The sequence below is a fragment of the Gallintestinimicrobium propionicum genome (assembly GCF_025567525.1).
Classification (GTDB): domain Bacteria; phylum Bacillota; class Clostridia; order Lachnospirales; family Lachnospiraceae; genus Gallintestinimicrobium; species Gallintestinimicrobium propionicum.
The window spans coordinates 96,344-120,863 of sequence record NZ_JAOQJY010000011.1 but is presented as its reverse complement, the minus strand read 5'-3'; the positions used below and the strand labels follow the sequence as shown (position 1 = coordinate 120,863).

Annotated in this window: 17 protein-coding genes; all 17 read right to left on the bottom strand. The window is 46.8% G+C overall.

The features are described from left to right. Positions 1-208: 208 nt before the first annotated feature. The 17 genes from OCV62_RS09820 to OCV62_RS09740 all read right to left on the bottom strand — a co-directional run bounded on the left by OCV62_RS09820 (position 209) and on the right by OCV62_RS09740 (position 24,520). Positions 209-1,588 (bottom strand): ATP-binding cassette domain-containing protein, encoded by a 1,380-nt coding sequence (locus tag OCV62_RS09820; protein WP_262586421.1) that lies wholly within the window; start codon positions 1,586-1,588, stop codon positions 209-211. A 64-nt stretch (positions 1,589-1,652) separates the two neighbouring features. After that, positions 1,653-1,988 carry a hypothetical protein gene (locus tag OCV62_RS09815; RefSeq protein ID WP_262586419.1) on the bottom strand — a complete coding sequence of 112 codons (336 nt, stop codon included), beginning with the start codon at positions 1,986-1,988 and terminating at the stop codon, positions 1,653-1,655. Then, entirely contained in the window at positions 1,978-3,741 is a 1,764-nt protein-coding gene (locus OCV62_RS09810) for an ATP-binding cassette domain-containing protein (protein WP_262586417.1), read from the bottom strand. Before OCV62_RS09810 ends, OCV62_RS09815 begins: the two co-directional genes overlap by 11 nt. A gap of 280 nt (positions 3,742-4,021) precedes the next feature. Then, positions 4,022-5,839 (bottom strand): ABC transporter ATP-binding protein, encoded by a 1,818-nt coding sequence (locus OCV62_RS09805; RefSeq protein WP_262586414.1) that lies wholly within the window; start codon positions 5,837-5,839, stop codon positions 4,022-4,024. Then, complete coding sequence (locus OCV62_RS09800) at positions 5,836-7,620, bottom strand: ABC transporter ATP-binding protein (protein ID WP_262586412.1); 1,785 nt, start codon at positions 7,618-7,620, stop codon at positions 5,836-5,838. The genes OCV62_RS09805 and OCV62_RS09800 overlap by 4 nt, the downstream gene beginning before the upstream one ends. Positions 7,621-7,659: 39 nt before the next feature. Next, positions 7,660-9,372, bottom strand: a complete 1,713-nt coding sequence (locus tag OCV62_RS09795) for an ATP-binding cassette domain-containing protein (protein ID WP_262586410.1) — start codon at positions 9,370-9,372, stop codon at positions 7,660-7,662. A gap of 71 nt (positions 9,373-9,443) precedes the next feature. Next, a complete protein-coding gene (locus tag OCV62_RS09790) occupies positions 9,444-10,178 on the bottom strand; it encodes an ATP-binding cassette domain-containing protein (RefSeq protein ID WP_262586408.1) in 735 nt (244 codons plus the stop codon). After that, on the bottom strand, positions 10,168-11,136 hold the full coding sequence (locus tag OCV62_RS09785; protein ID WP_262586406.1) for an ABC transporter ATP-binding protein: 969 nt from the start codon (positions 11,134-11,136) through the stop codon (positions 10,168-10,170). Before OCV62_RS09785 ends, OCV62_RS09790 begins: the two co-directional genes overlap by 11 nt. A 17-nt stretch (positions 11,137-11,153) precedes the next feature. Beyond that, complete coding sequence (locus tag OCV62_RS09780; protein WP_262586404.1) at positions 11,154-12,932, bottom strand: ABC transporter ATP-binding protein; 1,779 nt, start codon at positions 12,930-12,932, stop codon at positions 11,154-11,156. Continuing rightward, positions 12,929-14,674: an ABC transporter ATP-binding protein gene (locus OCV62_RS09775; protein ID WP_262586402.1), complete on the bottom strand. Its 1,746-nt coding sequence runs from the start codon at positions 14,672-14,674 to the stop codon at positions 12,929-12,931. The genes OCV62_RS09780 and OCV62_RS09775 overlap by 4 nt, the downstream gene beginning before the upstream one ends. 101 nt (positions 14,675-14,775) lie before the next feature. Further along, positions 14,776-15,804 (bottom strand): hypothetical protein, encoded by a 1,029-nt coding sequence (locus tag OCV62_RS09770; protein WP_262586401.1) that lies wholly within the window; start codon positions 15,802-15,804, stop codon positions 14,776-14,778. Between the two features lie 14 nt (positions 15,805-15,818). Continuing rightward, on the bottom strand, positions 15,819-16,922 hold the full coding sequence (locus OCV62_RS09765; RefSeq protein WP_262586399.1) for an accessory gene regulator B family protein: 1,104 nt from the start codon (positions 16,920-16,922) through the stop codon (positions 15,819-15,821). Positions 16,923-16,932: 10 nt separating this feature from the next. Next, a complete protein-coding gene (locus OCV62_RS09760) occupies positions 16,933-17,082 on the bottom strand; it encodes a cyclic lactone autoinducer peptide (protein WP_262586397.1) in 150 nt (49 codons plus the stop codon). Between the two features lie 191 nt (positions 17,083-17,273). Next, complete coding sequence (locus OCV62_RS09755) at positions 17,274-18,536, bottom strand: sensor histidine kinase (protein WP_262586395.1); 1,263 nt, start codon at positions 18,534-18,536, stop codon at positions 17,274-17,276. Positions 18,537-18,538: 2 nt separating this feature from the next. Beyond that, a complete protein-coding gene (locus OCV62_RS09750) occupies positions 18,539-19,267 on the bottom strand; it encodes a LytR/AlgR family response regulator transcription factor (RefSeq protein WP_262586392.1) in 729 nt (242 codons plus the stop codon). 119 nt (positions 19,268-19,386) lie between these two features. Next, positions 19,387-22,230: an alpha-mannosidase gene (locus OCV62_RS09745; RefSeq protein WP_262586390.1), complete on the bottom strand. Its 2,844-nt coding sequence runs from the start codon at positions 22,228-22,230 to the stop codon at positions 19,387-19,389. A gap of 103 nt (positions 22,231-22,333) precedes the next feature. Next, positions 22,334-24,520 (bottom strand): pyruvate formate lyase family protein, encoded by a 2,187-nt coding sequence (locus OCV62_RS09740; protein ID WP_262586389.1) that lies wholly within the window; start codon positions 24,518-24,520, stop codon positions 22,334-22,336.

Genomic DNA, 24,520 nt, shown 5'->3' with positions numbered 1-24,520 from the left:
TAGGAGCATAAAAGTGGGATGATAATCCCACGATATGCGACTATCGGGCAGGATTGTGGGAGTGCGCAGCACGGAACAATCCGCAGGCATCAAGGTCGGGGGTTTTTGCCCCCGACATCATAGATTTAATGTAAACGATACTTCGAAAAAAATCAACAGCAACCGCTATTCAATATGCTGCATTTTTGATTGGGGATCTGCCCACGTTTCACGCATATCCCCGCCTCTGCTTCTCCCACATCTGCCAGTAACGCCCCTTTCGTGCCAAAAGCTCCTGATGGCTGCCGCACTCTGTAATCCGTCCATGCTCCATGACATAGATTCGATCCGTCAGCGCCGTCACGGAAAGCCGGTGCGAAATCACGAGCACGCCCTGATCGGGATGCCCCTGCAGCAGCGTTTTGTTAAACGCATCCTCTGCAAACGGATCAAGTGAAGCCGCCGCTTCATCCGCAATCAGAAACTCCGTGTTATAATAGCAGGCGCGCGCCAGCGCAATCTTCTGTTTCTGTCCCTCTGAAAACAGGAAACCGTCCTCGCAAAATTCCCGCAACACCTGTTTTTCGACCGGAACAGAGGTCCCCTTTCTATACAAACCGCTCTCGCACAACGCGTCCGCAGCCCGGCTCTTATCTGCGTTTTCGGAAAGCGCCACATTCTCCGCCAAAGACGCCGCATACAGCAGATTTCCGGCAAACAGCACCGTGAAATGCTTCCGACATTCCTCCCATTCTGCCTTCGTCGAAATGGCTGCTCCATCCGCCAAAACCGCTCCGCTGTCCTTTTTTCCAAGTCCAAGCAAAACCTTGATGAACGTCGTTTTTCCAGCGCCGCTGTCTCCGACCAATGCGATCTTTTCCCCCTTTTTCATCTGAAAACAGATATCCTGTAAGACTTTCTTCTCCCCGTATCCGAAATCGACATGCTCCATCGAAATCTCTGAAATCGTCCTGCTGTCCGCTGCCATGGATTCCTGGTTTTTGTCATTCGACACTTCTCCGTTTTGTTCGCAAAAATCAAAAAATCCGTCGATGTATCCGGCATACTCCCCGGCTCTTCCCGCCATCTGCTCAAACAGCACGGACAGCGCATACAGGATGATGTGCGTCCCGTTCAAAAGCGCCGCAAAATCGTCCAGTCCGATCGTCTTTTTCCAGAAAAAACAATACCCCAGATACGCGATCATCAAACAGTCGATAAACAGAAAATCGCTCCCGATCTCCCGCCCGAACGCAATTGGAAAAATACGTCGATTCCACTGTTTCGTCTGCTCCGCCTTTTGCGAAAAGCTGTCCTGATCCCGTTTTACGAAAAATGGCAGGCAGCCCAGAATCCGCCCCTCTGCTGCATATTCCTTTCGCAGAAAAATCCGTAAATAGTTCTGGTGCAATGCATCCTTTTTGTTCTGTTCATCCCGCTTTGCGTTCGTTTTTTCCACCAGACTTTTGACACAGAAACGGCTTGCCACAAACGCCAGCAAAACGAAAACAACGATCATCTGATCCATGCGGATATAAATGACGACCGCTACCGCACCAGCCAGAAAACTGCCGAACAGCTGCCGGTAAAATTCCAGCGTTTCTTCCATTTTCGTCTGCGTAAACTGCAACGCCCTGCGGTATCCATGAAAATACCCTTCGTCGTTATATTTCCTACAGTCGCGCGTCCAGCATAATCCGGTACAACCTACGGTTTAATTTGTATTCCAGACGTTCCTTCCACTGCGGATAAACCCGTTCAAAATACCAGTGCCACAAAAAGCTCACTGACAGCTGGTACACCAGAAATCCTCCCAGCACCCACGCTGCCCGTATCAGATCACGCCCCATCAGCGCGCCGATCATCCATTTCAAAACAAGGACATTCGCCAGCACATCCGCCAGGTCATATGCGCCCGTCAGCACAATTTCCAGTAAAAACAGCCCCGGTGCATCCAGAAAGCGGAGCTTCTGCAGCCGCAGATGACTTTTCAACCCGTTAAACCGCATCGTTTTCCCCCTCCTGTGCAAAATACTGCCGTCGCTGCGTCGTAAACATCCTGCAGTAGTCGCCGCCCTTTTCCATCAGCTCTTCGTGCGTTCCATGCTCTGCAATCATTCCGTTTTTCAGATATAAAATCTGATCTGCCTGCCGTGCAAAGGATAACCGATGCGTCACGAAAATCAACAGCTTTCCCTTTGTCGCTTCCAGCACTTCCTGCAAAATATCCGCTTCTGTCAGCGGGTCTAAAAATGCTGTCGGTTCATCCAGAATTACCGCATCGAAATCGCCTGCAAACACCCTGCACAGAGCAAGCCGCTGTCCTTCCCCGGCGGAAAACATGGCTTTTTCCCCTTCTTCAAACAGCTCCACTGCAGTATGAATGCCCTGCGGCAGGCTTTTGATTTTTTCTTCCAGACCGACCTTTCGCAGCGCCTCCCAGACAAGCGGCTCGTCCTCTTTTCTGCATTCCCGCAGCAAAACATTTTCCGCCACGGTCGCCGGATACAGCCGGTAATCCTGCAGCAGCGCAAACACGTTTTTCCCGATTCCGGTTCGGCTGACTGCCCCATTTCTGTACAGCTTCCCGGTAAAATCCGGATAAAGCCCCAGCAGCACTTTCAGGAAGGTGGACTTTCCTGCGCCATTCTCCCCGACCATCACAACGCGTTCCCCTTTTTTCGTTAAAAAGCTGATATCATGCAGTCCAGCCGTCCCGTTCGGATAAGTAAACGAAAGCTGTTTCGCCTCAACAGACTGCAATGCTTCCTCCTGCGTTTCGTCCTTTTGTGCCGGTTTTTCTTCGGCAAAAAAGTTCAGAAAATCCTCTACATAAAGCAGATTCTCCGTAAAACGTGCATACTCTGTTCCAAGACGAACCAGTTTCGCATTCAGGTTTGCAATCGATAATACCAGCACGGAATATTCCGAAACCGGAAGTCCCTCCTGCGTCCAGAATTTCCACAGTGCATAAATATTTCCTGCAGTAAATGCAAACGTCGCGCCAAGATTATCCGCCAGAAAACCGAGCACCGCCAGCGTTCCGCCCTTTTCCCGAGCAAGCGTACAATTTCCCGTTTCCGCCTCCCGGTTTAAATGATCCAGAATGCTGTAGGCATCCGAAGTGCGCAGCTCCTCCATATTTTCATGGAAGAAAAATTTGCGCCATACATACGCCTTTTTCCGGTCGTGGACACTTTTTTCCACTTCATAATCATGCCGCACTTCCCCCTGTCTGCGCAGCACCATCGTCAGCAGAAACGGTGCAATCGCCACGACAAACAGAACCGGATCAAGCGTCGCCAGATAGGTCAAAACTGCCACAAGCGCCGACGCCAGCCGAACCGTATTTCCGATATTTCCCATGATTTTTTCATAAGTCGCAGATGCATGATTGGCAAGATATTCCAACCGGTTCAAAAACGCCGTTTTCTCATAAGAGGCATACGGCACTGCAGTTGCACGTTCCTCGATCCGGTGCATAATCCGCCCTTCCTGCAAAATATCCGCCTGTTCGCTGTAGCATTCCCGATACCATCTGCTCACGCCCCGAAGTGCCAGATTGATCCCACAAAAAAACAGAAGCCCTGCGAAAAAGCGTTTCCCGTCCCCCTCCTGCAGACAGGAAATATAAAAGCTCACTGCGAAAATATTGACCACAAATTCCCGCACACCGTCCAGCACATGAATCAGGATATGCAGAAAAATCCGTCCTTTCCCCAATCCGATGAGCCGGAGATATTGTATGTATTTCTGAATCATTGTCTCCCCCAGTTATATCAAACAATAGAATGCACGCTCTGCGAGCATTCTATTGTCGTGAATCAAAAATAATTTGAAGACTTTTTTGAAGTTCCTATCGTTTTTCCCAGGGGCAGGTAGCAATATTGTTTTTATAATCTGAACCATATATTCCAGCACATGCCGCAATTGGTTGATCAATACACGATAGTTCATCTGCATTAAATAAATCATCAAAAAAAAACAATATTAAGATCAAATTGCCCTCTTTCTTTTAAAATTTGTTCCATTCTCTTTTCCTCTACACTTTATAATACTGCGCCTGAGCCTGCCATAGCTGCGCATAGAGCCCGTTTTGGGAAAGCAGCGCTTCATGCGTTCCGCTCTCCGCTATTTTCCCGTTATCCAGAACAAAAATCCGGTCACTGAACTTGCAGCTGGAAAGCCTGTGGGAAATGTAAACCGCAGTTTTACCCTTGACGATCTCATCAAAGCTCTCATAAACCCTGCTTTCTGAAACAGGATCAAGCGCCGCAGTCGGCTCATCCAGAATGCAAATCTGACCGCCCTTATAAATCGCCCTTGCGATCGCAATCTTCTGCTCTTCTCCTCCGGAAAACGAAACGCCATCCTGCTCGTATTCCGGATATACCACGGTTTCCAGACCTTTCTTTAGTTTATTCAGACGTTCCCCAAAGCCTGCCAGCTGCAGCACCTCTTTTGCACGCTCTGCTTCATACTGCTCAGAAGCGGCTACATTTTGCCCAAGCGTCAGGGACAACAGGGAATAATCCTGAAAAACGATCGCAAAAATCTTCTGCCACTCCTTCAAATCATATTCCCGGATATTTTTGCCGTTCCAGAGGATTTCTCCCTCCTCCGGCTCATACAGCCTGCAAAGAAGCTTTACGAGCGTCGTTTTCCCGCTTCCATTCTTCCCGACCACTGCGATTTTCTCAGACGGCTCGATTTTCAAACTGACATGATCCAGAACCAGCTCTTTTGTCCCCGGATACCGGAAAGAAACATTCCGAAACTCAATCACCCCTTTTGTCATCTCTGTGAAAGAATCTCCCTTTGTTTTCTTTGCTTCCAGGTTCAGATATTCCAGGGTACTTGCGATCCTGCCAACATCCGTCCGAAATTCCCCTGCCAACCGGATGGATGCTGAAATCGACATACATGCCTGAAAAATTGCCTGCGCATACCGCAGCACCATGCCGACCGTGATCGTCCCGGCAATTGCCAGCGCCAGCACGCAATAATAGGAAACACACAGCAAAATTCCCTGAATCATGCCAGTTCCAAGCCCGCCTGCACTATTGATTCTGGCAATGGTAAATACATTTTTCCTGACGCCTTCCCGTTCTGTATTGATCGTTTTCTGGATCATTTTCTTCGCACGGTACATAAAAATATCTTTCAAAGACTGTGCCCCGATCGCACCGCTTCCGCCTTCATCCATATACCAGAAGCGGCTGTTCTTTTCTGCCTGAGTCATTTGATTCATCGCAGCAGATTCTTTCTTCTGATACCATTTGGCATAAACCGACGCGCCGACCACAGCCAGACCAATATTGAACAGAAGCGCTGCCGCAACCTTCCCCGCCGCGCTCCCGGAAACCTGCATTGCAAGCGGAATCAGCATAATAACCGAACCAAGCAGTTCGAACCCGGAATTGCAGAGGTTGCAAAACTTATCTGCGACTCCAAAAAATCCGCTTCCCCAGCTTCGGTCTGCCAAAATCCTCGCCCGCATTTCCTTTGCATAATCCGATTCCAGATCAGAAAAAGAAATATTCAGGGTATTTACCGGAACAAGCGTCTCAAAACGCATGGCAATCTGATAGCTTCTGGTTTTCATCTCCTTTTCCAGAAGCGCTTTTACACCTTTCAAAAGCCAGATTCCGACCAGTCCAACAACTGCTATAGAAACCGGATCTGCAGAATTTTCCCTGTAAACCAGCAAATCCAGAATTCTGGCAACCAAAAGTACCGGCAGATAAAAAAGCAGGGCATTCAATCCTCCCTGAAGAATCACAATTACAGGGAACTTCCGATCCATCGCCCAAAGCAATTTTATTGTATCCCGAACAGGAACTTTTCGTTTTTCTTTCATTGCTGTTCCTCCTCCCTGTAATACCGGCTCTGAATTTCATAGAGACGCGCATACATTCTGTTTTGCGCCATCAGTTCTTTATGGGTTCCGCTTTCCTGTATTTTCCCGTCTTTTAGCAGAATGATACGATCCATAAATTGTGTGCTCGCAAGCCTGTGGGAAATATAGATACAGGTTTTCTCTTTTCCAAGTTCCCGGAATTTTTCATAAACTTCACTCTCCGCAATTGCATCCAGCGCTGCTGTCGGCTCGTCCAGAATCCAGATCTGTGCCGATTTATGATACAGCATCCTCGCCATCAGAAGTTTCTGCGCTTCTCCACCGGACAGGGAAATTCCATCCCCGGATACCGCCTTTGTCATCTGGGTCAGAATTCCGTTTGGCTCCTGCTTTATCCGCTCCGAAAGTCCCGCCTGTTCCAGAGCTGCCCAGACCTGATTCTGATCCGTCTCTTCCAACGGTTTCAACGAAACATTCTCCGCTACGGTATATGGAAGAACCAGCGCATCCTGAAACAATACAGCAACCTGATCCCGGATAAAATCTGCCTGTCCTCTGGAAACCTCCGTCCCCTGTATGGTAATTTTCCCGGACGAAACCGGATACAGACCGCATAGAAGCTTGACCAGCGTTGTTTTGCCAGCCCCATTTTCCCCGATCAGCGCAAGCTTTTCCCCTTTCCGGATGTTCAGATTCAGTCCGTCAATTACGAACCTGCCTGCATTATACCCAAACGACACATCCTGAAAGGAGATCTCCTCCGCTGCCCGCGCGCATTCCACTTTTTGCGTACATTCCGTTTTCTGCTGTCCAGCAGGCGCTTCGCCCTCCTGCATGTATGTCCGGATTTTTTCGATTCCCTTGCTTCCGGTCTGCAGCTGACTATAGCTATGTACAAATACCGTAACAAAATTGGAAAACTGCATCGCAATACCATAATACAGGACAAATTCAGCCGCCGAAATTTCCTGCGCAGCGCACTTTTGAATCAGATACAGAAATACCACAATATCCCGTACACAGGCGATCGCGCCCTCCAGCATTCCGGAACGCGCAAGTACAGAAAAGTATTTTTTCTGCAGCTGTACCAGGCTTTTCAGACACCCGTCTATTTTCCCGGAAACAACCTCTGACAACTGATACAGGCGCATATCTTTACCGTATTTTTCATTCTGCGCAGCCCCGATAAAATAGAAAAAGCGTCGGTTTTCCCCAGCCTGCTCCTCCAGAAGTCTCTGGTACGCTTTTTCATTTTTATGACAGACAACATATCCTGCTGCGGATAACAAAAGCAACACGAAAAACAGTCCCGGCTGCAGACCAAAGATTGCCCCTCCGAACAACACGAAGGAGCCAATACACACGCACAGATCCAGAATGCCTTCCAGAAATATGCGAAAATCACTTCCCCACAGGGCAGTCTGCCGCGCCATTCCGTATGCTTTCTGTCCCTCTGTGCTCTCTGCGTAAGCGCAGGCTTTATCAAAACGTTTTAAAAAGATTTCATACAGAAAATCCCGGCACAAAAACAGCTGCCGCATTCCCCTCCCGGAAGACGCCATCTGCTGCAGTCCATAAACACAGACTGCAACAAGCCCTGCCGCCGCCAGCTGCGCTGCATCTGCCTTTCCGGTGGAAATTCTGGAAACCACAAACGCCGGAAACCAGACAGCGACCACAGAAATTCCCAAAGACGACAGAACACATAAAATCAGGTAGCAAAGCAACCCCCGATGCTTTTGCCAGATTTTCTGAAATACAAAAGAAATATTTTTTATCATTCTATACTCCCCCTTTTATATCGGTAAATTCTTTCCACTTTAACGATACCGCTCTGCCTGGCTTTCGTACAGCTTCTGATACACCGGGCACGTTTGGGACAGTTCTTCATGACTTCCTGTTCCGGCAATTTTATGATTTTTGTCCATGACGATGACCTGATCCATCAGGCGGCAGATTCCGATTCGGTGCGTAATAATCAACACGGTTTTATCCTTCAATTGTTCCAGGATTTCAGCCACTGCCTCTGCCTCGTGGGATGGGTCAAGATACGCGGTCGGTTCATCCAGCACATAGAATTCCGCGTCCTTATGCAAACAACGATATAATGCTACGCGCTGCCATTGTCCGCCAGACAGCTCCTGCCCGCCATATTCTTTTCCGAGGAACCAGTTTTCCAGCGAAAGTTTCTCCGGGTGCACACTGTCTGCATCGTCAAAGCCGATGTTCTCCGCAACCGTCAGGCAGTATCGCCCAAACTCGTGCGGCATCACGGAAATATTGCTGTAGTCGCAGTCTCGCTCCGCGCTCACCAAAACTTTGTCGTAGCTAATGCTGCCGCTCTTTAAAGGATACAGACCCAGCAGGCATTTTATGAGAGTGGTCTTGCCGGCGCCGTTTTCACCAACCAGAGCGACTTTTTGCCCACGGCGAATTTCGAAGGATACGCCATCTAAAACGTTGCGTCCCTGCTCCCCATCGTAAGTAAACACCACATCCGTTCCCACAATCCGGTCATTGAGTGTCAGCACCGCACTCTTTTTCTTCCTGCTGCCCTCTGTGATGTTGAAGTAGCACTCCGTATACGGCAGACTTTTCTGCAGATTCCAGCTGCGTTCCCCAAGCTCCGACAGCGTTTCCTGAATCGCCGGGAGCAGCGACAGCGCACCTGCCAGTGCGCCCGCCAGGATTTTCTGCTCCAGACATGCCGCCGAGAGCAGTCCAAAGCATGCAAGCAGCCCTACGACACGCAAAAGCTGCGCCCACATCAGACGATCGATCGCCGTCTTTTTGATGCGCCATTCCCGAAAAAGCAGGTGCACGCTCTTTTCCCGCCAGAGCTCAATGAGCCAATTGCCGGTCTGGAACACCTTGATTTCCTTTGCCGCCTCTTTTCGGAAAAATGATGCCCACAAATCCTCTTTTTCCCGCTCCAGCGTCACGGTTTTCTCTTTTTCCGTCTGTTCCGCTTTCACCGCTTTTTTCCGAATCAGCATTTCCGGAAGGAAAAACAGCACCAGAATCACCGGAATCATCATGTTCCAGCTGCCAGCAACAAAAAACGAGCTGACCAGCGCGACGATCGTGCCTGCAAGCATCACTGTCTGCATAAAACAGCCAGGAATCCGCTCATCCTCGATACACTCCCGTGCCCGATAAATTGCGTCCAGCTTTTCCTTCTTTTCCAGATCAAAATATTCGATCCGAACCATCGCATCCGCCAGCCTGCGGTTTAGCTCGTCCGAAACCTTTTCAAATACAAAAGTGTTCATCGCAATCGCATACGCGAAGCCTGCCAGCTGCAGCAACACAAAAAAACTGACATACACTACAATGTATACAATATAAACTTGTTCTTTTAACAAAACCGCATTGGTCAGCTTTTCCAGCAAAAGTCCCGTAACAGCTCCCGATAACGAGGACAAAAACAGGTACGCCATCACATAAACCGCCGCAACCGGCACAGCGCTTACGACCGCTTTGACAGACAGACCGACCATGCGGTAGTCCCTGAATTTATTTTTCTTTTCCATATCTATAACCCTTTTTCAGGCATGCACTTTTCGACATATCTTAGCTTTCCCGGTGTGCGCCCAACGTAGATTTACCGATACCACTCACTCTGCGCATCGTACAGCTGCCTGTAATATGCATTGTTTTCCATCAGCTCTTCGTGGCTTCCAAGCCCGACGATTCCCCCATCCCGCATGACCGCAATCAGATCGACGGTCTTTGCCAGCGCCAGCCGGTGCGTTACGATAATGACGCCGCGATCCTTCATGACATTCATCATATCCTCGTACAGCTTCGATTCCCCGATCGGGTCCATCGACGCCGTCGGCTCGTCCAGAAGAAACATTTTTGCATCGGACAGAAGCACTCTCGCCAACGCGATTTTCTGCCATTGTCCATCCGATAAATCCGTGGAATTTTCCCCGTATTTTCCAATTTTATAATCCAGTTTATCTTTCAGAGTTTCCAGACCGACCATTTCCAGCGCAGCGATATAATCTGCCGTCGTCTTTTCGCCGTTCTGGCACATGGAAAGATTCTCTTTTACCGATAACGGATAACGGTAAAAATCCTGAAATGCCGCCGCAAACAGCCGTTTTCTTTCCTTCGGCGTTCTGTCTTTTACGGGCCTTCCATCGACAAGAATGCTTCCCTGTTTCGGCTCATAAAGTCCCAAAAGCAGCTTGATAAACGTTGACTTTCCCGCGCCGTTTTCGCCCACCAGCGCCACATGCCGGTCGGACGGAATCCGCACATTCAGATTGCGAAACACCTCTTTTCCATCATATGAAAAAGAGACATTTTCAAACAAAATTTCATTCTCCATGCTGCATTCCCTCCAGCTTTTTCAGATAGCCAAGCTTCTGAACCTCTTCTCCGCATTCGACGTATTCCTCCGAAAAATCGCCGGACAGTCCGCTCACCATATCAATCATCTTCACGCATGCCAAAAATACGCCTGCCGACAGCGCGCCCTGATACACCTGTAAGCCTGTAAAGGCAAAAATCCAGATCGTCCAGAGGCTCAGAAACAGGCAGGAAATCCCATAATACTTCTGCGTGTGCAGACTGATTTCGAGCCTTTTTTTATACACCTTATCCATGTGCTGTTCGATCCGTTTCATAAAGAAATTCTTTGTCTGCATGATTTTGATTTCATACAGATACTTTTTATCATAAAAGAGATTCAGGTAATATTTCATTCGTCTCTCTTCCGGAATCCGCTCATTTTCCAGCGCGTCGCTCGTTACCATGATTTTGTAGTCAAAATAGAAAATCAACACGATCAAAACGACGCTAACGCCTACACCGCCACCGGACAGATACAACAAATATCCGAATACGGCAATCAGCTGCAGCAAAATTCCAATGACTTTCGAAAACGAATAAAACGCCTTCCAGAAATGCTCATAAGGCTTGTCCGAGATTTTCTCCACGAGATCGTACATCGTCTCACTCTCAAAATGCGGATAATCCAATGAATGAACCGTCTCAGCGATATGCGTTCCCAGCGCAAGCGTCACTTTTTTCTCAAGACCAAACTGCAGCCGTTCTTTTCCGTTCTGAATCAACACCTGAAAAAGAAAATAAATTCCCAGGAACAAAACGCCTTGCCAGATTCCACTGCCAAGGCTGTTCTGTAAAAAGCTGTCCACCACGCTCTGCAGCAAAATCAGCTGCAGAAACGAGATCAGACAGGACATAATTTCCACCGCAAGATACGCCGCCGACTCCCCTGGCGCGTAGTGAAATATCGTATGGAGCATGTAGGAAAACTGCTTCATGATACCTTCCCCCTCTGTTAAACAACGTAATTCTCCGCCTGTGCTTTCCACATCCGGCTGTAAAGTCCGCCTGCCGCAAGCAACTCTTCATGCGTTCCGGCTTCGGCAATCCGTCCTTTTTCCATCACCAAAATCCGGTCAGCCAGGCGTGCAGAAGCGAGCCGGTGTGTTACGATCACCGCTGTTTTTCCCTTTACCATCTGTAAAAATTTCTCATACACAGCGCTTTCTTCCACCGGGTCGATCGCCGCAGTCGGTTCGTCCAGCACAATCAGGTCATGCTCCCGGTACTGTCCCCTCGCAATCGCCACCTGCTGCCAGAGCCCTCCGGACAGGTCGATTCCCTCAAACTCCCGCGACAGCATCAGTTCGCTGCACTGCGCAACTGCTTCCGGCTTTAAGCCCGTTCGCTCCAGCAGCGGTTTTACCGGCGCATTCTTTTTCGGGTCGCTGATCGTCACATTGTCCTGCAGCGTCATCTGGTATCTCATGTAATTCTGGAACACGGCAGAGCGCCCGATACAGCCGTCCTGCGTGGTTCCCTGTTCCGCGCCGCACGGCTGCGTCACTGCTCCATCCTCCACTGTCACAGCCCCTTGTGTCGGTGGGTACAGCCCCAGAATCAGTTTTGCCAACGTCGATTTTCCCGCTCCGTTCTCCCCGACAATCGCCAGGTGCTCTTTTTCCGGAATCGTCAGGTTCAAATGCTCAATCGAAGGCTCCTTTGCGCTGGGATAGGTAAACGAAACATCCGAAAACTGCATCGCCTTCCCCATCCGCGGCACGTCCTTCCAACTCCTGTCCGGATCTTTTTCCAGGAATGCCACATAGTTCTCCACCGCCGGCAGACTGCCTACTGCACTTCCAAGAAATCCACAGACCAGTGCAAATACCATGTCAAATAACGAATTTAACGCATAGTATACTGCCGCAAATGCACCGACCGAGATGCTTCCCTTTAAAACGCTCACCACTAAAATCAGCACCGCGCCCAGATACCCAATCATCCCGACCGTCTGGTTGATGGCATCCAGCCCGTTCGCCTTTGTACGGACTGCCGCCTCTTTTCCACACAGCTGCTTCTGTTCGGTTTTCATCTTTCCAAAGAAAAACGGCACAGCGCGCAGCACCCTCGTCTCCTTGATAAATGCAAGGTCTGTCAGGCACTTCCGGTAGCCCTGATATTTCCGTCTGACCGGCGCTGCCGTATCTTCATAGCTATAAAAAATATTTCTCTGCATGTACAGTGTCACGATGGACGGCACAAACGAAATCACGATACATAACAGCAGCACCGGGTTCAGGGATGCCGCATAAATCGCAAAAAATACCAGATACGGCGGAACCATGTCGATGATGCCGATCATATGGAACATGAAAACATTCGCATCGTCCCGCCCAGCCTGCGCCTTCTGGATTTCATCCAGCGACTCGTTCTGCTCGAATGCCAGCGGGAAAAGCTTCGAAATTTTCTCGTTAAATTCATAACGATACGTCTCGTCACAGATTTCCAGAAATTCCGTCAGCGCATAGTTAAACAGCGTATTCAACAGCTGGTAGCCGATAATCCCACACACATAAAAAGCTGTCGCGGCGATCAGCGCTGCCTCAAACCGTCCCTTTCCAACAGAAGCGATCAGCTCATTCACAAAATTCGAAAGCAGCAAGGTATTTGCGCCCATCACGACTGACTGCGAAATGCCCAGCACATTGATCAGAATAAACCGCAGCGGCGCTGCATGGAACGCCATCGGGAACATGACGCGCACGGTATGAAAAAAGCTTCTTTTTTTCACAGATACCACCTCCTCTGCGTTTCGTACATTTCGCAATAGATGCCGTTTTGTGCCATCAGGTCTTCATGGGATCCCTGCTCCATCGCCTTTCCGTCCTCAATCGCAATAATCCAGTCGCACAAAGATGTGGCGCCCAATCGGTGCGTAATCATAATCGTTGTTGTATACTGATACAGCTTCAAAAACTTCTGGTAAATCTGCTGCTCCCGTACCGGATCGATCGCCGCGGTTGGCTCGTCCAGGATTTTCAGCTCTGCATCCTGATAATACAGGCGCGCCATCGCAATCCGCTGCCACTCGCCGCCGGACACATCCACGCCATCCTCCGCGATTTTCCCGAGTACCGTGTCCATGCCCTGCGGCAGCTTTTCCAGCACATTGTCCAGCTCGGAGGTTTCCGCCGCTTTGGCAATTTTTGCCCGCTGCCCTGCATCCGCGCCGGGCGCGATATTATCCGCTACCGAGACCGGATACTTCGCATAATCCTGAAACAGCACGCCGAACAGCTTCCAGACCTGTTCCCTTGAGAATGTCTCGATCTTTTCCCCGTTTAACAAAATTTCTCCGGAATCCGGCTCATACAACCGTAAAATCAGCTTTACAATCGTCGATTTGCCACAGCCGTTGCGCCCAACGAACGCGTAATGGTGTCCCTTTTCGATCCGAAAGCACATATCCTTTAACACCATCGCTTCGGTGTTCGGATAGTGGAACGAAACGTGGGAAAATTCCAGCGACTCAAACGAAAGCGCTGCGCTACTGTCCGGTTTTTCCTCATATTCCGGCAGCTCCAAAATACGTTTCATGTCGCCCAACAGCTGTCTGCCCTGCTCCATCTCCTTGAGCATTCCCGGCAACTGCCAGGTCAGGTTCTGCGCCATTGCCATAAAGGACGCCACCAGCGAAACGAAAACACCGACGGAAGTATTGCCCTGCACAACCGGGAAAATCAGCGCAAAGATCACCAGAATCGACAGCGCGATCGCCAGAAATCCGCCCATGTTCATGCCGATGAACCACCAGCGTCTCGCTTTCCGCTCCCGCAGCCTTGCGATCTGTCTTTCTTTTAAGAAAATCCCATTGACCCAATCGCCAAACCCGAACAGAACTCGTTCATTTGCCGCGTCGCGGTTCCCCAGAATTTCTTCCGCGTAAGCCGCTTTCCGCTTTCCAAGCGTGACCTCTTTTTTCGCCTCATACTGCTTCTGCCCGCCTTTTACTGCAAAGAACCCGAAGCCGACCAGCAGCACCACGATGACCGGCGAAATCCAGACCGGAGCCTGCGTAATCAGCCACACGACCAGACAGCCGTTGGAAATCAGGAAGCAGACCATCGAAAAACCGCTTTCCAGGACTCCGTTTAGCACTTCCTCCGGGTCCTTCGATACCCGCTCCAGCGCGTCCTGAATCTCCGTATTCTCCAGAAATCCATACGGAATCCGCGAAATTTTCCCGATCATCCGCTCGTCCAGATACGGAAAGAGCACTTTCCGCTGGTGAATCCGCATCCAGGTATCCAGATTTCCGCCCAGCCGCTGGCACAGGATCAAAGCTCCCAACAGGCAGGCGTCGCGGATCGCCTCCTCCATCCGCTGATTTAACACCAGGTCGATAAACCGCGCGCTGACCAGCATTGTCAGAAACGGCAGCAATGCGGATACGATTTTTTCAAGGAATCTTCCAATTACCAGAAGCTTCCCCGGAGCATGCCGAAACGACATGCCAGTTTCCCCTTGTTTCATTTGTGCAGTCCCCCTTACTAAAACAGGTAATTTATACCCTCCTGTTTTGTTATCTAAATTATAACATACTTTACCTGCTAAATATAAATTAAAATGCAATTTTAAAAAGAGTAAACAACTTTTTTTATAAATTGTTCTAACTGATAATTCATTTGCTCTATCTTTTCAATATAGGTTTTTAATGTACCTTTTTCATTTATCTTCCCTTTTTTAGCATTAATACATAATCTATTAAATACCGTTTCCAATGATATTATGTAATCGTTTTCAATCTTTTTGCATTCTTCATCATATTTCCCAATTTCATTACAACATTTATTCAAAATCTTAAAAAAAGCCTCTCTCGGCAAAATATAATTTCTTCTTATTTGTCTGGAAACATCATCTTCTCCTAATAAATAAATAGCATCTTCATTATTTTTCATCCATTCAAGAAATTTATCCCGACGAATCGAACCATTTTCTATAATATCTTGAAATCCTGATTTTAGATTTATATTACAAAGACTATTATCTATCTTATTTATCGTTACAATTTTACCCGTAAACTCATCCTCCGGATATAAATTATAAGAATCCATCCACATATTTTTAAGCAATTCCTCTTTTAACCATATTCGAAACAATCCATATCCACTTCCTTCATATTTTGCTCCACTATTTTCTATATGTGCAGCATCTCTAAGACAGATCGTTGGATGATCCATATTATATCCTGTTACCATTATTCCATGTATTGAATCATAAGCGATATCACCATATACTTGATCATAAATTATGGATGCTCTATGTAAATATAATATTACTGGTTTTCTTAAATCAATATATTTTTTTATAGTTTTTAAAAACAAAAAATTTTCTGACTCTTTTAACATTTTAAAATCAATTTTTAGTCCTATTTTAGAAAGAATTTGTTGACGGCTTTCCAAAAACTCCGTTTTTAGCGGATAATACCAATTTTCTGACCAGATAATGTATAAACTATAAAAAAAATAAGCCGATTTAAAAAATAAATCCGCACAAGCTGCTATCGGCTGATCAATACACGATAACTCGTCCGCATGGAAATAATGATCATAAAATCCAATATCCAATTCCAACTGAGATTCTTTAGTTTTTATATTTATCATATTATTACACCTTTCTAATTATATTCATCTGTATATTCGATAGGTATTCGCATTTGCTTTTTATATTTTCTACTTTCGTAACTAAAATCTTTCATTGTTAAAACTTGACTATTTCCAAGTTCTAAATAAATTAATAAATTCTTTTCATGATATGAATAACACGGCGGTATTGTATTCATATTCTTCTTTTTTAAATAATTAAATTCATACCCTTTCCACAAAAAAATTTTTCTGTGATAATTTATAAAATCTTCTAACTCTTTTACCTGTATGCAAGCCCCTGAACTAAACTTCGAATTAACATAATCCGCTTTTTTCCCCGTTTCTATAGGTGAATATTTCGCATTTTTTTCCGTTAAAGCTGACATATCAACCAAATAATATTGATCGTTTACATAAAAATAATTTATGACATGACCACTTCCATCCGGTCGAATCCATTGAAAATATCCCTTCTCAGAATACAAATCTCCTACCACATAATTTAACCACGCGGCTGAACTTGCACAACATCCATGATTTGTTTCGTATGCATATTTTCCAGATTTATGTAATTGCCATGGCACTTGCTCAAATTCTTTAATTATAATATCATTAGATTCTTCAAAATGCCGTACCATTTGATATAGTTGAATTGCTTCATATACATTTAAATGAATTTCAGTACCAAATATAAAAGGGGTCTTTTCATTCATTTCTTCCAATTCTTCATTTTGATACCTACTTTCCCCCAAAGTATGAAAAGGCACCCAATATACGTTTTTATATATACATGTCTTAAATGTTGCCTCATGCCGTAAATTTATCGTATTATACGCCATATTTTCCTCCTTTTTAGGAATATAAACATAACTTATAATTCCTAAACCTATAACAATACTCCCGTAAGTTAAGATTTTGCAAACCGCCTCTCGACTCGCATGATATCCGCCTGCATAAATACGCAATGGAAAATATACAATCTCCATTATTATTCCAGCCACTACACTTTTCATCAAAAATCCAACAACCAGTACTAAAGAAAAATCTTCTATTAAATGTATAACGCGTTTAACGCCACTTTCAATAATTTTATGATTCGATGAAGTAACATAACCAAATCGATCAAGTTCTCTCACGCATACTTCTTCAATCTTTGTATCTACGAAGCCCATCTAGTTGTTCATCCACTTCCTCCTGATAATATCTGCCAAGACATGTAACATTCGCAGATACAATTGCAGCGAATAATACAATTTTATAAAAATATTTACAAATATATTTTTCAAATTTGTTCATTTTTTCTATCCTCTTCTTTCTTTTTTTATCTATTTTGCATTATATCACTTATTTTCTCTTATTTTTTCAACATGTAAAAAATAACCAGTTTCATGTAAAAACTGGTTATTTTGTATATCGTATAATATTTTCACAAACACAAATACCGCCAGGATATAACAGAATCTATATCCTGACGGCATTTTATATCTTTATACATAAAAAAACAAATCTACACAGAACAAATGTTCATTGCATGTTATTCTCATTATCCCACTATATTTTTTCACAACCCTTTCTACGCTCTGCAGTCCATATCCATGTTTTACATCATCCCGCTTTCTTGTCTTAAACTTACTATTTGAACTTTTATATACAACTCCATCAAAACTATTATATATGCTTAAATATAAAATTCCTCGTTCATATTTTAAACGTATATCCAAATGTTTTTCGTCAGATTTCTGCAATGCCTCCCCTGCATTATCCAAAAGGTTTCCAAGAACAATATTTAAATCAGCCTCTGATATCATAGACTCACATGGAATATCAATTTGAAGTTGCGGCTTACATCCTGTTTGCTTTTCTATTACCTCCAATTTATAATTTAAGATACTGTCAACAGCTACATTACCGGTCTTAACGTACTCGCCCTTTACGCTCTGGAGTTCTTCCATGCTCTCGATATAATCAGCTGCTTTTTCGTACTCACCTTTTTCAAGATAGGAAGAAATCAATTGCAAATGATTTTTTAAATCATGTCTTAAAATTCTAATATTCTGTCGTGACTGCTGTAGTATTTCTAACTGCTTCAAATACATCCTGTTTTCCTGTAAAATTTCCGCTTTTTCAATTCGTTCTTCATAATTTTCCACTACTTTGTGATAAATATGATAAGTTCCAAGATTAATCATACAAATAAGTTCCAAGGATATCATCGTCCACTCATACGATTCAATTCTTTCTGTTACAATCTCTGCCAAAAAAACACTTCCCAAAAACAACAAAATCAGATTCCAACATCCACTAGCAGGAATACTCGCTCTCTTTGTAAAAACTTTTAATCTTTCAAGTAATAAAAGTAGAAGTAACGCAAATATTCCAGAGCACAAACACCCCATAGCTTCTTCTTCAATTGGCTTTCCGATCAGATTGGAAAATATCCATACAACATCTTCGGAAATAAGACCAAGCGCAAATGCTCCAACTGTTGCAAGAATTTTCATTTTCCAACTTCCTTCATATAATATAAAGGCAAAGCAAAGATATCCTATTATAATCGAGATTCTAACAACAATAATTCCTGTAGAGAATACATACAACAATGAATTTATCAACCATACGATGAAATAGAGACAAAACTTTTTTCCCCATTTTATTTTTTTGCTTACAAGAAATAACTCTATCGTACGATATCCAACATACACACTCAATATATTGTATAAAAATCTGAATATTGTTTCGTAAATTTCCATTATTATCTTTTCCCAGGCTTTTCATTTAACAATCTTTTTTGTACTTCCTCCTTGTAACTCCTGCTGATCGGCAATTCGACTCCATTCGTTAAATACATTTGAGATGCTTGGAAAAAAGCAATATAATTTTTGTTGACTAAATAGGATTTATGTATATGCCAAAATTTATCTTCACTTATCTGCCTTTTCACCTCATTTATTTGTCCATAAAATTCTACTTCCTCCTCATTTTTTGTAAACATCTGAATTTTCCGTCCCATACATTGGAAATAAATAATTTCATCTTCTAAAAGTCTATAATGAGTTTTTCCTACATTATAATCAAAATACTGTTTGTTTCTATTGCCAAAAAGCCGAAGATATTCTTCCATGATATGATCAACCCGTTCCTGCTTCACTGGCTTTACCAAAAAATCCATTGGTCTATTCTGAAACAACTGCATTGCATAGCTTTCTATTCCTGAAATATAAATAATTTGTGTCATTTCATTTTTAATATCAGCGCGTAACTCTTTTCCGATTTGTACCCCATCTAGCCCCTTTTCAAATTGAATATCTAAAAATATCAGATCAACTGGAAATTCTTCAATCAGGAACTCCAGATATTCTTCCCCTCGTGCAAACACTAAAACATCTATTGGAATCCTACGGGTCTTTGCAAAATTCTGTAAATACTGCTCCAGCAGACTTCCAAATACCAGGTCGTCGTCACAAATCGCTATTCTGTACATATTTTTTTCTCCCCCCAAATGCACTTTTGCAAAATTTGCGAGCATTCTATTGTCATGAATTAAAATTTATTTCCTGCGGCAATAAATTAATATTGCCGCAGATAATCCTTTATATATTTTTACAACCGAACCTTCACCGCAAACAGTGCGTTGCCATCTACTTCCACGGTTACGGTGCTGCCGTCTGTTTCTACGGCATTGTCTTTTGTTTCCTCGAACAGGTCAACTGCCTGTGCTGCTTTGACTTCTGTACCGAAGCTTAACTTCACTGCAGAACGCTCACCGGAGGTCTCGCAGCCGCGAACCAGAACGCAGCCGTCTGTGGTAGGCTGTACTGCTGTGATCACCGCGCTGTCGGAAGCAACGGATACCAGGCTGTCCTCCAGAGGCAGCTCGCCGTGGTGGCAGTTGGTGGGCTGGTAGAAGATCTTATGGTTGCAGCCGGTTGCGATATCTTCCGCTTCCTTCGCATCTCCGCTCGCTGCGCCAACCCAAAGGGTAATGGTGTGGATGCCGCGTTCCGGATAAGGATCGGGGCTTACGGAGCTGTTGATCAGTGTCAGGTTCAGGCTCTCCTTCTGTCCGCGATAGCCGTATTTGCTGTCGGAAACGAGGATTGCGGAGCTGCCGTCCATGCGAAGCGCCATGCCATAGCGCAGTCCGGGAACATCGTTGTTGATACCTCTGCGGACAGTGCTGCCTGCGGGCACGTCATAACGGAAGGCATCGGTCTGATAGGACAGAGGCGTCTGCCAGGTCAGAACCGGAATGATGTCTTTGCCGATTTCTTTCCAGTCTACCTTCAGCTCTACGCGAACCAGCGGCTGGTCTTTTTCCAGAACATAGGTCACCTCTGCGGTAGAATTTTCTACGGTAAAGTGTGCGGTTACACTGCTTCTGAGTTCTCCGATCACAGCTCTGCTCAGTTCTACGCAACGATCCACCGGCACGTTTTTGATCGCTCTGCCGATGTTCCATGCGCTGGAGGTCTTGCATTCTGTTTCCTGATACACAAGTCCGGCTTCTTTTCCTTCGCCGATCAGCTCCTGTCCGGTCGTCTTATCCACCAGGGATTTGATGCGTCCGGTCTCTGCGCTGATGGTAACGATGGTCTGCTCATTTTCCAGAACAACATCGTCATAGCAGCGGGTTACCTGCTCATTTGTCTGTAAGTAAACCGGATAGGAATCCAATCCCTTTTCATACAGCACAACAGTGGTATAGCCGAGGGCAGGAACCTCCTGATCTACTAAAACGCGGATATATTTGTGATCCCAGTACTGCTGCAGCTCGTGGTCAACCAGCTGGAACGGAATGTCGTTTCCGTCTGCATCGCGCATTGCCAGTCGGCGCAGATCTCCGGTCCAGTCCCAAACGGTCAGCTCTGCAACCTCACGGCGTGCATGGGACAGGCTGTTGAACAGATGGAAAATACGGGTTCTGCCGCTGCCTCTTTCGGTGCTGGGCACCCCCACAAAGTTTTCAATGCCGTAGCCTACGCCTGCGCCTTCAGACTGGCTGTTGTATGCATCGATATCGACCGGAATCGAGGATGTATCGATCTTTTCTGCGATCACGCGCATTGCGTTTGTGATCTGGGTGTTGGCAGTTGCCATAGAGGTCTGGAACAGTCCCATTGCATGCTCTCTGGAATCCTGTACGCAGGAGCCGGTCAGGATGTCGTGGAAATGGGTAAATAATACATCCTCCCATGCCTTGGTCAGCTTTTCCTTCGCATACGGGAAGGCAACCTTCTGTCCAGCCAGTGCGCTCATCGCTTCTGCATCGTAGAACGCAGCCTCCAAACGGCGATTGCCTCTCTTGATGCGGCTCTGGGTGGTGTAGCAGCCGTTTGCAAAGTAGTTTAGTTCTTCGTTTACAACAGGCAGCTTTTCCCGGATTTTTTCTGCTTCATGGAAGTAGTCGCGGAAGGTGCCGAAACGGATCTTCGGATAAATTTTCCAGGTCTGCATTTCCAGTGCACGCTCTACGTCGCGTCTGGTAGGTCCGCCGCCATGGTCACCCACACCGTACACCACCAGACCGGTCTTTAAGCCGCTGCTCTTTTTCACGATTTCCATAAATCCTGCACCAATCTGCGGTGTGATCGCTCCGTTATACCAGTTGGGCTCGCGGTAGGTAAGGACTTCTTTTCCGGATGGAGCCTGATAACGGTACAGCACGTCACGGCGGGCATTTCCTCTGCAATGGTAGAAATATTTTACGCCGCCGAACTGATCGATTTCCGGCACGTTTGCGCTGTGCCCGAAGGTATCGGGGGAGAAATCCAGATCAAAATCCTTTACGCCCCAAACCTTGGACAGATATTCTCTCGTGTACTGGATATGACGCAGCAGAGACTCGCCGGAGGGCATGTTCTTGTCTGTCTCTACCCATGCAGAGGCGGTTACTTCCCAGCGTCCCTCTGCAATGCGGGCTTTGATGCGCTCCATCAGCTCCGGATCATATTCTTCCACGATTTTGTATACAGAAGCCTGGGACTGGGAGAAGCAGAACTCCGGATACTGATCCATGATATTTAAAATCGAACGGAAGGTTGCAAGAACGATGGAAACGGTTTCGTTGAAGCTCCACATCCAGTTCATGTCAATATGCGCATGGGCTGCCAGGATCAGCTCATAGGATTTTGCTTCCTCTGCGATCGGCTCAAGGATTTCCTCTGCCTCTTCACAGGCCTGATCGGTCAGTACGCCCTCGGTCTGCTGTTTTTCCAGCAGATAATCCAGCGCTTCCTCCAAAGCAGCGTCGTATTTGCCGTTTTCTGCCTCGGATAAATGAAGGGCAAATTCCAGCTCTGCAAGGATTCTTGCGTTCGCGCGGCCGGGGCGGGTGATGTGCGCCTGCTCCTCCTTCGGCATGCCGAAGGTGTCCTCAAAGTGCATTTTTTCCCGGTTGCCGCCAACGGAGGTCTTGAGCCGGGTAAATTTTTCTGCGAGTGTCATAACTTGTATCCTCCTCTTTTTTATGACAACAGATAGCATTCTGTTGTTCTATGGATATCCGGACGGCGGATGCGAAATTTCCGCCGCCCGGCAGTTCCTGATTTTATTCGTCCAGGAAACGGTCTACGATCTGCTGCCTGTATTCTTTGGACAGCGACGCGAAGAATGCCGAATATCCTGTGACACGCACAACCAGATCCGGATAAGCTTTCGGGTCTTCGTGTGCTTTTAACAGTTTTTCTTTGGATACGCAGTTCATATTGATCAGCGTACCGCCTGCCTGCTCATGCGCATGGATCAGTGCAACGAGGGCGTCCACACCGCCGGAATGCTGAATCAGTCCGGTGTCGATATCCAGATGCAGCGGAGCAGAGTTGCCGTAGCCCGCCTGTGTCAGTGCTACCGCATTTGCCTTTAAAACAGGGGAGAACGTATCCACACCTCTTGCAAATCCGGGGTCCGGTTCGGAAGAATGGGAAATCGCATCTCCGGCAAAGCGGCCGTTGGGCGTTGCCTCCAGCGTCTTTCCATAGGCATAAACATCGCCGTGGGAGAACAGTCCGGGAACGATCATCAGATGATGCTTCCTGGTCGGAGAGCCCTTGCACAGTGCTACATAATAGTCCCGGATGCGTACTGCCCAGTCCTGGGCGCGGGAGCCGGGAGAACCGAAACGGCGGATGTTTTTGAGCATCAGGCGTTCTCTCTCTGCGCCCTCATAGTTGGTATCCAGCAGTTCGAAGAGTCGATCCCAGGTTAGCTTCTTTTCTTCTACAACACGCTGTTCGATCGCCGCAAACGAATCCGCTACGGTGGCCAACGCAATGCCGTCGATATTCAGATCCAGAATGTCCACGCCGCCGTTGGAGCAGTTTAAGCCCCGTTCGATCGGGCCGTGCATGGACAGATTCAGCACGATTTCCGGGCGGTTTCTCTGCATGACTTCATAATGCTTGTCATAGCCAGCCTTGACACATTCCACCATCGCTTGCAAATGATAAGTGAAGCGCTCCCAGAGCAGATCCAGGTCGCGTGTTTCCTGCGCCTGCAGATCCTTTAACCCATAGTGCAGGGCAACCGCCATGTTCACGCGGGTTACATCCTGCAGCGGATATTCCCGTCCGGGGATCGCCACCCAGTTGCAGCCGCATTTGACACGCATCCGTCCCAGCTCTACTGGAAAGCCGTTTTTGGAAAACCCCTCGCTGATGCCTTTTTCCAGCGAGTAGCATACACCGTAGCCATCCTCTATCGTATATTCTACCGACCTTTTTAACAGAATTTCCGGCTCCGGTCCCTGTCCTGCAATGGGCGCATGGACGCGAATACCTAAGTTGGTCGGGATCTTTAACAGGTGCATTGCATCCAGAATCAGGAACGACAGGCGGCTCGTCACTTCCCGGTCTCCTGCCGGCGTCAGTCCGCCGATCTGGGTGTAATGCGTATCGTTAAAGAACAGGCTGGCAATCATCCAGACTGCCTCTTCTTCCGTCAGGATACCGCTTTCGATATCCCGTTCAAAATATTCTTCCAGAAGCGTATCCAGTGCCCCCAGCGCACCGCCTGCATAAAACGTGCGATCCACCGCCTGGAAATGTGCTAAAAACTGCACTGCTTCCCGGAAGGTGCGGGGCTCGTGCTCGCACAGCTCACCGTTTACCTTTGCAATCGCCAGATAATTGTCTCTCAAAAACGGATCACTTTCCTTTGCAGCCAGCTCCTGCGCATAAACCTGATGCGCCTTTACCCACTCCAGGATCCCCAGCACAAGCTGCTCCTCTCCCTCATAAAAATCAGGATCCGGCGGATTGTTTTTCTTTCTGTAATAACGAATCTTTTCCAGAAGTCCCTTCCAGCCCTCTCTTAAACCGATCTCCATGTCCGGGCACAGATGGTTCATACCGCCGAAGCCCGCCTGTGTGATGCGGTACTTTTTGATGGTCTCATCCAGCTCGTGGGGTTTGTCCTCATCCGCAATTCCAAACGGTGCAAACCGGTCGAATGTGCCCACCCAGCAGCATGCCAGCGCGCTGTTGGGATTGATATATTTCGGCATTTCATTTAAGAAACGTCTGAAATTTCGCCCGATACATACACAACCGTGTACCAGACCGTCCTCGCAGGTTTCCGGCTCAAAAGTAAATTCCGGAAAATCAATAAATCCGTGGTCATCGATATCAATCGACCCATGCCGTGCAAGCTTTGCATCGTTGATCTTTAGCTTATCCCGATGCATTCCCTCAATCAGCTGCAGGTATAACGGCGATACCTTCGTCTTCTCCGTATTCAT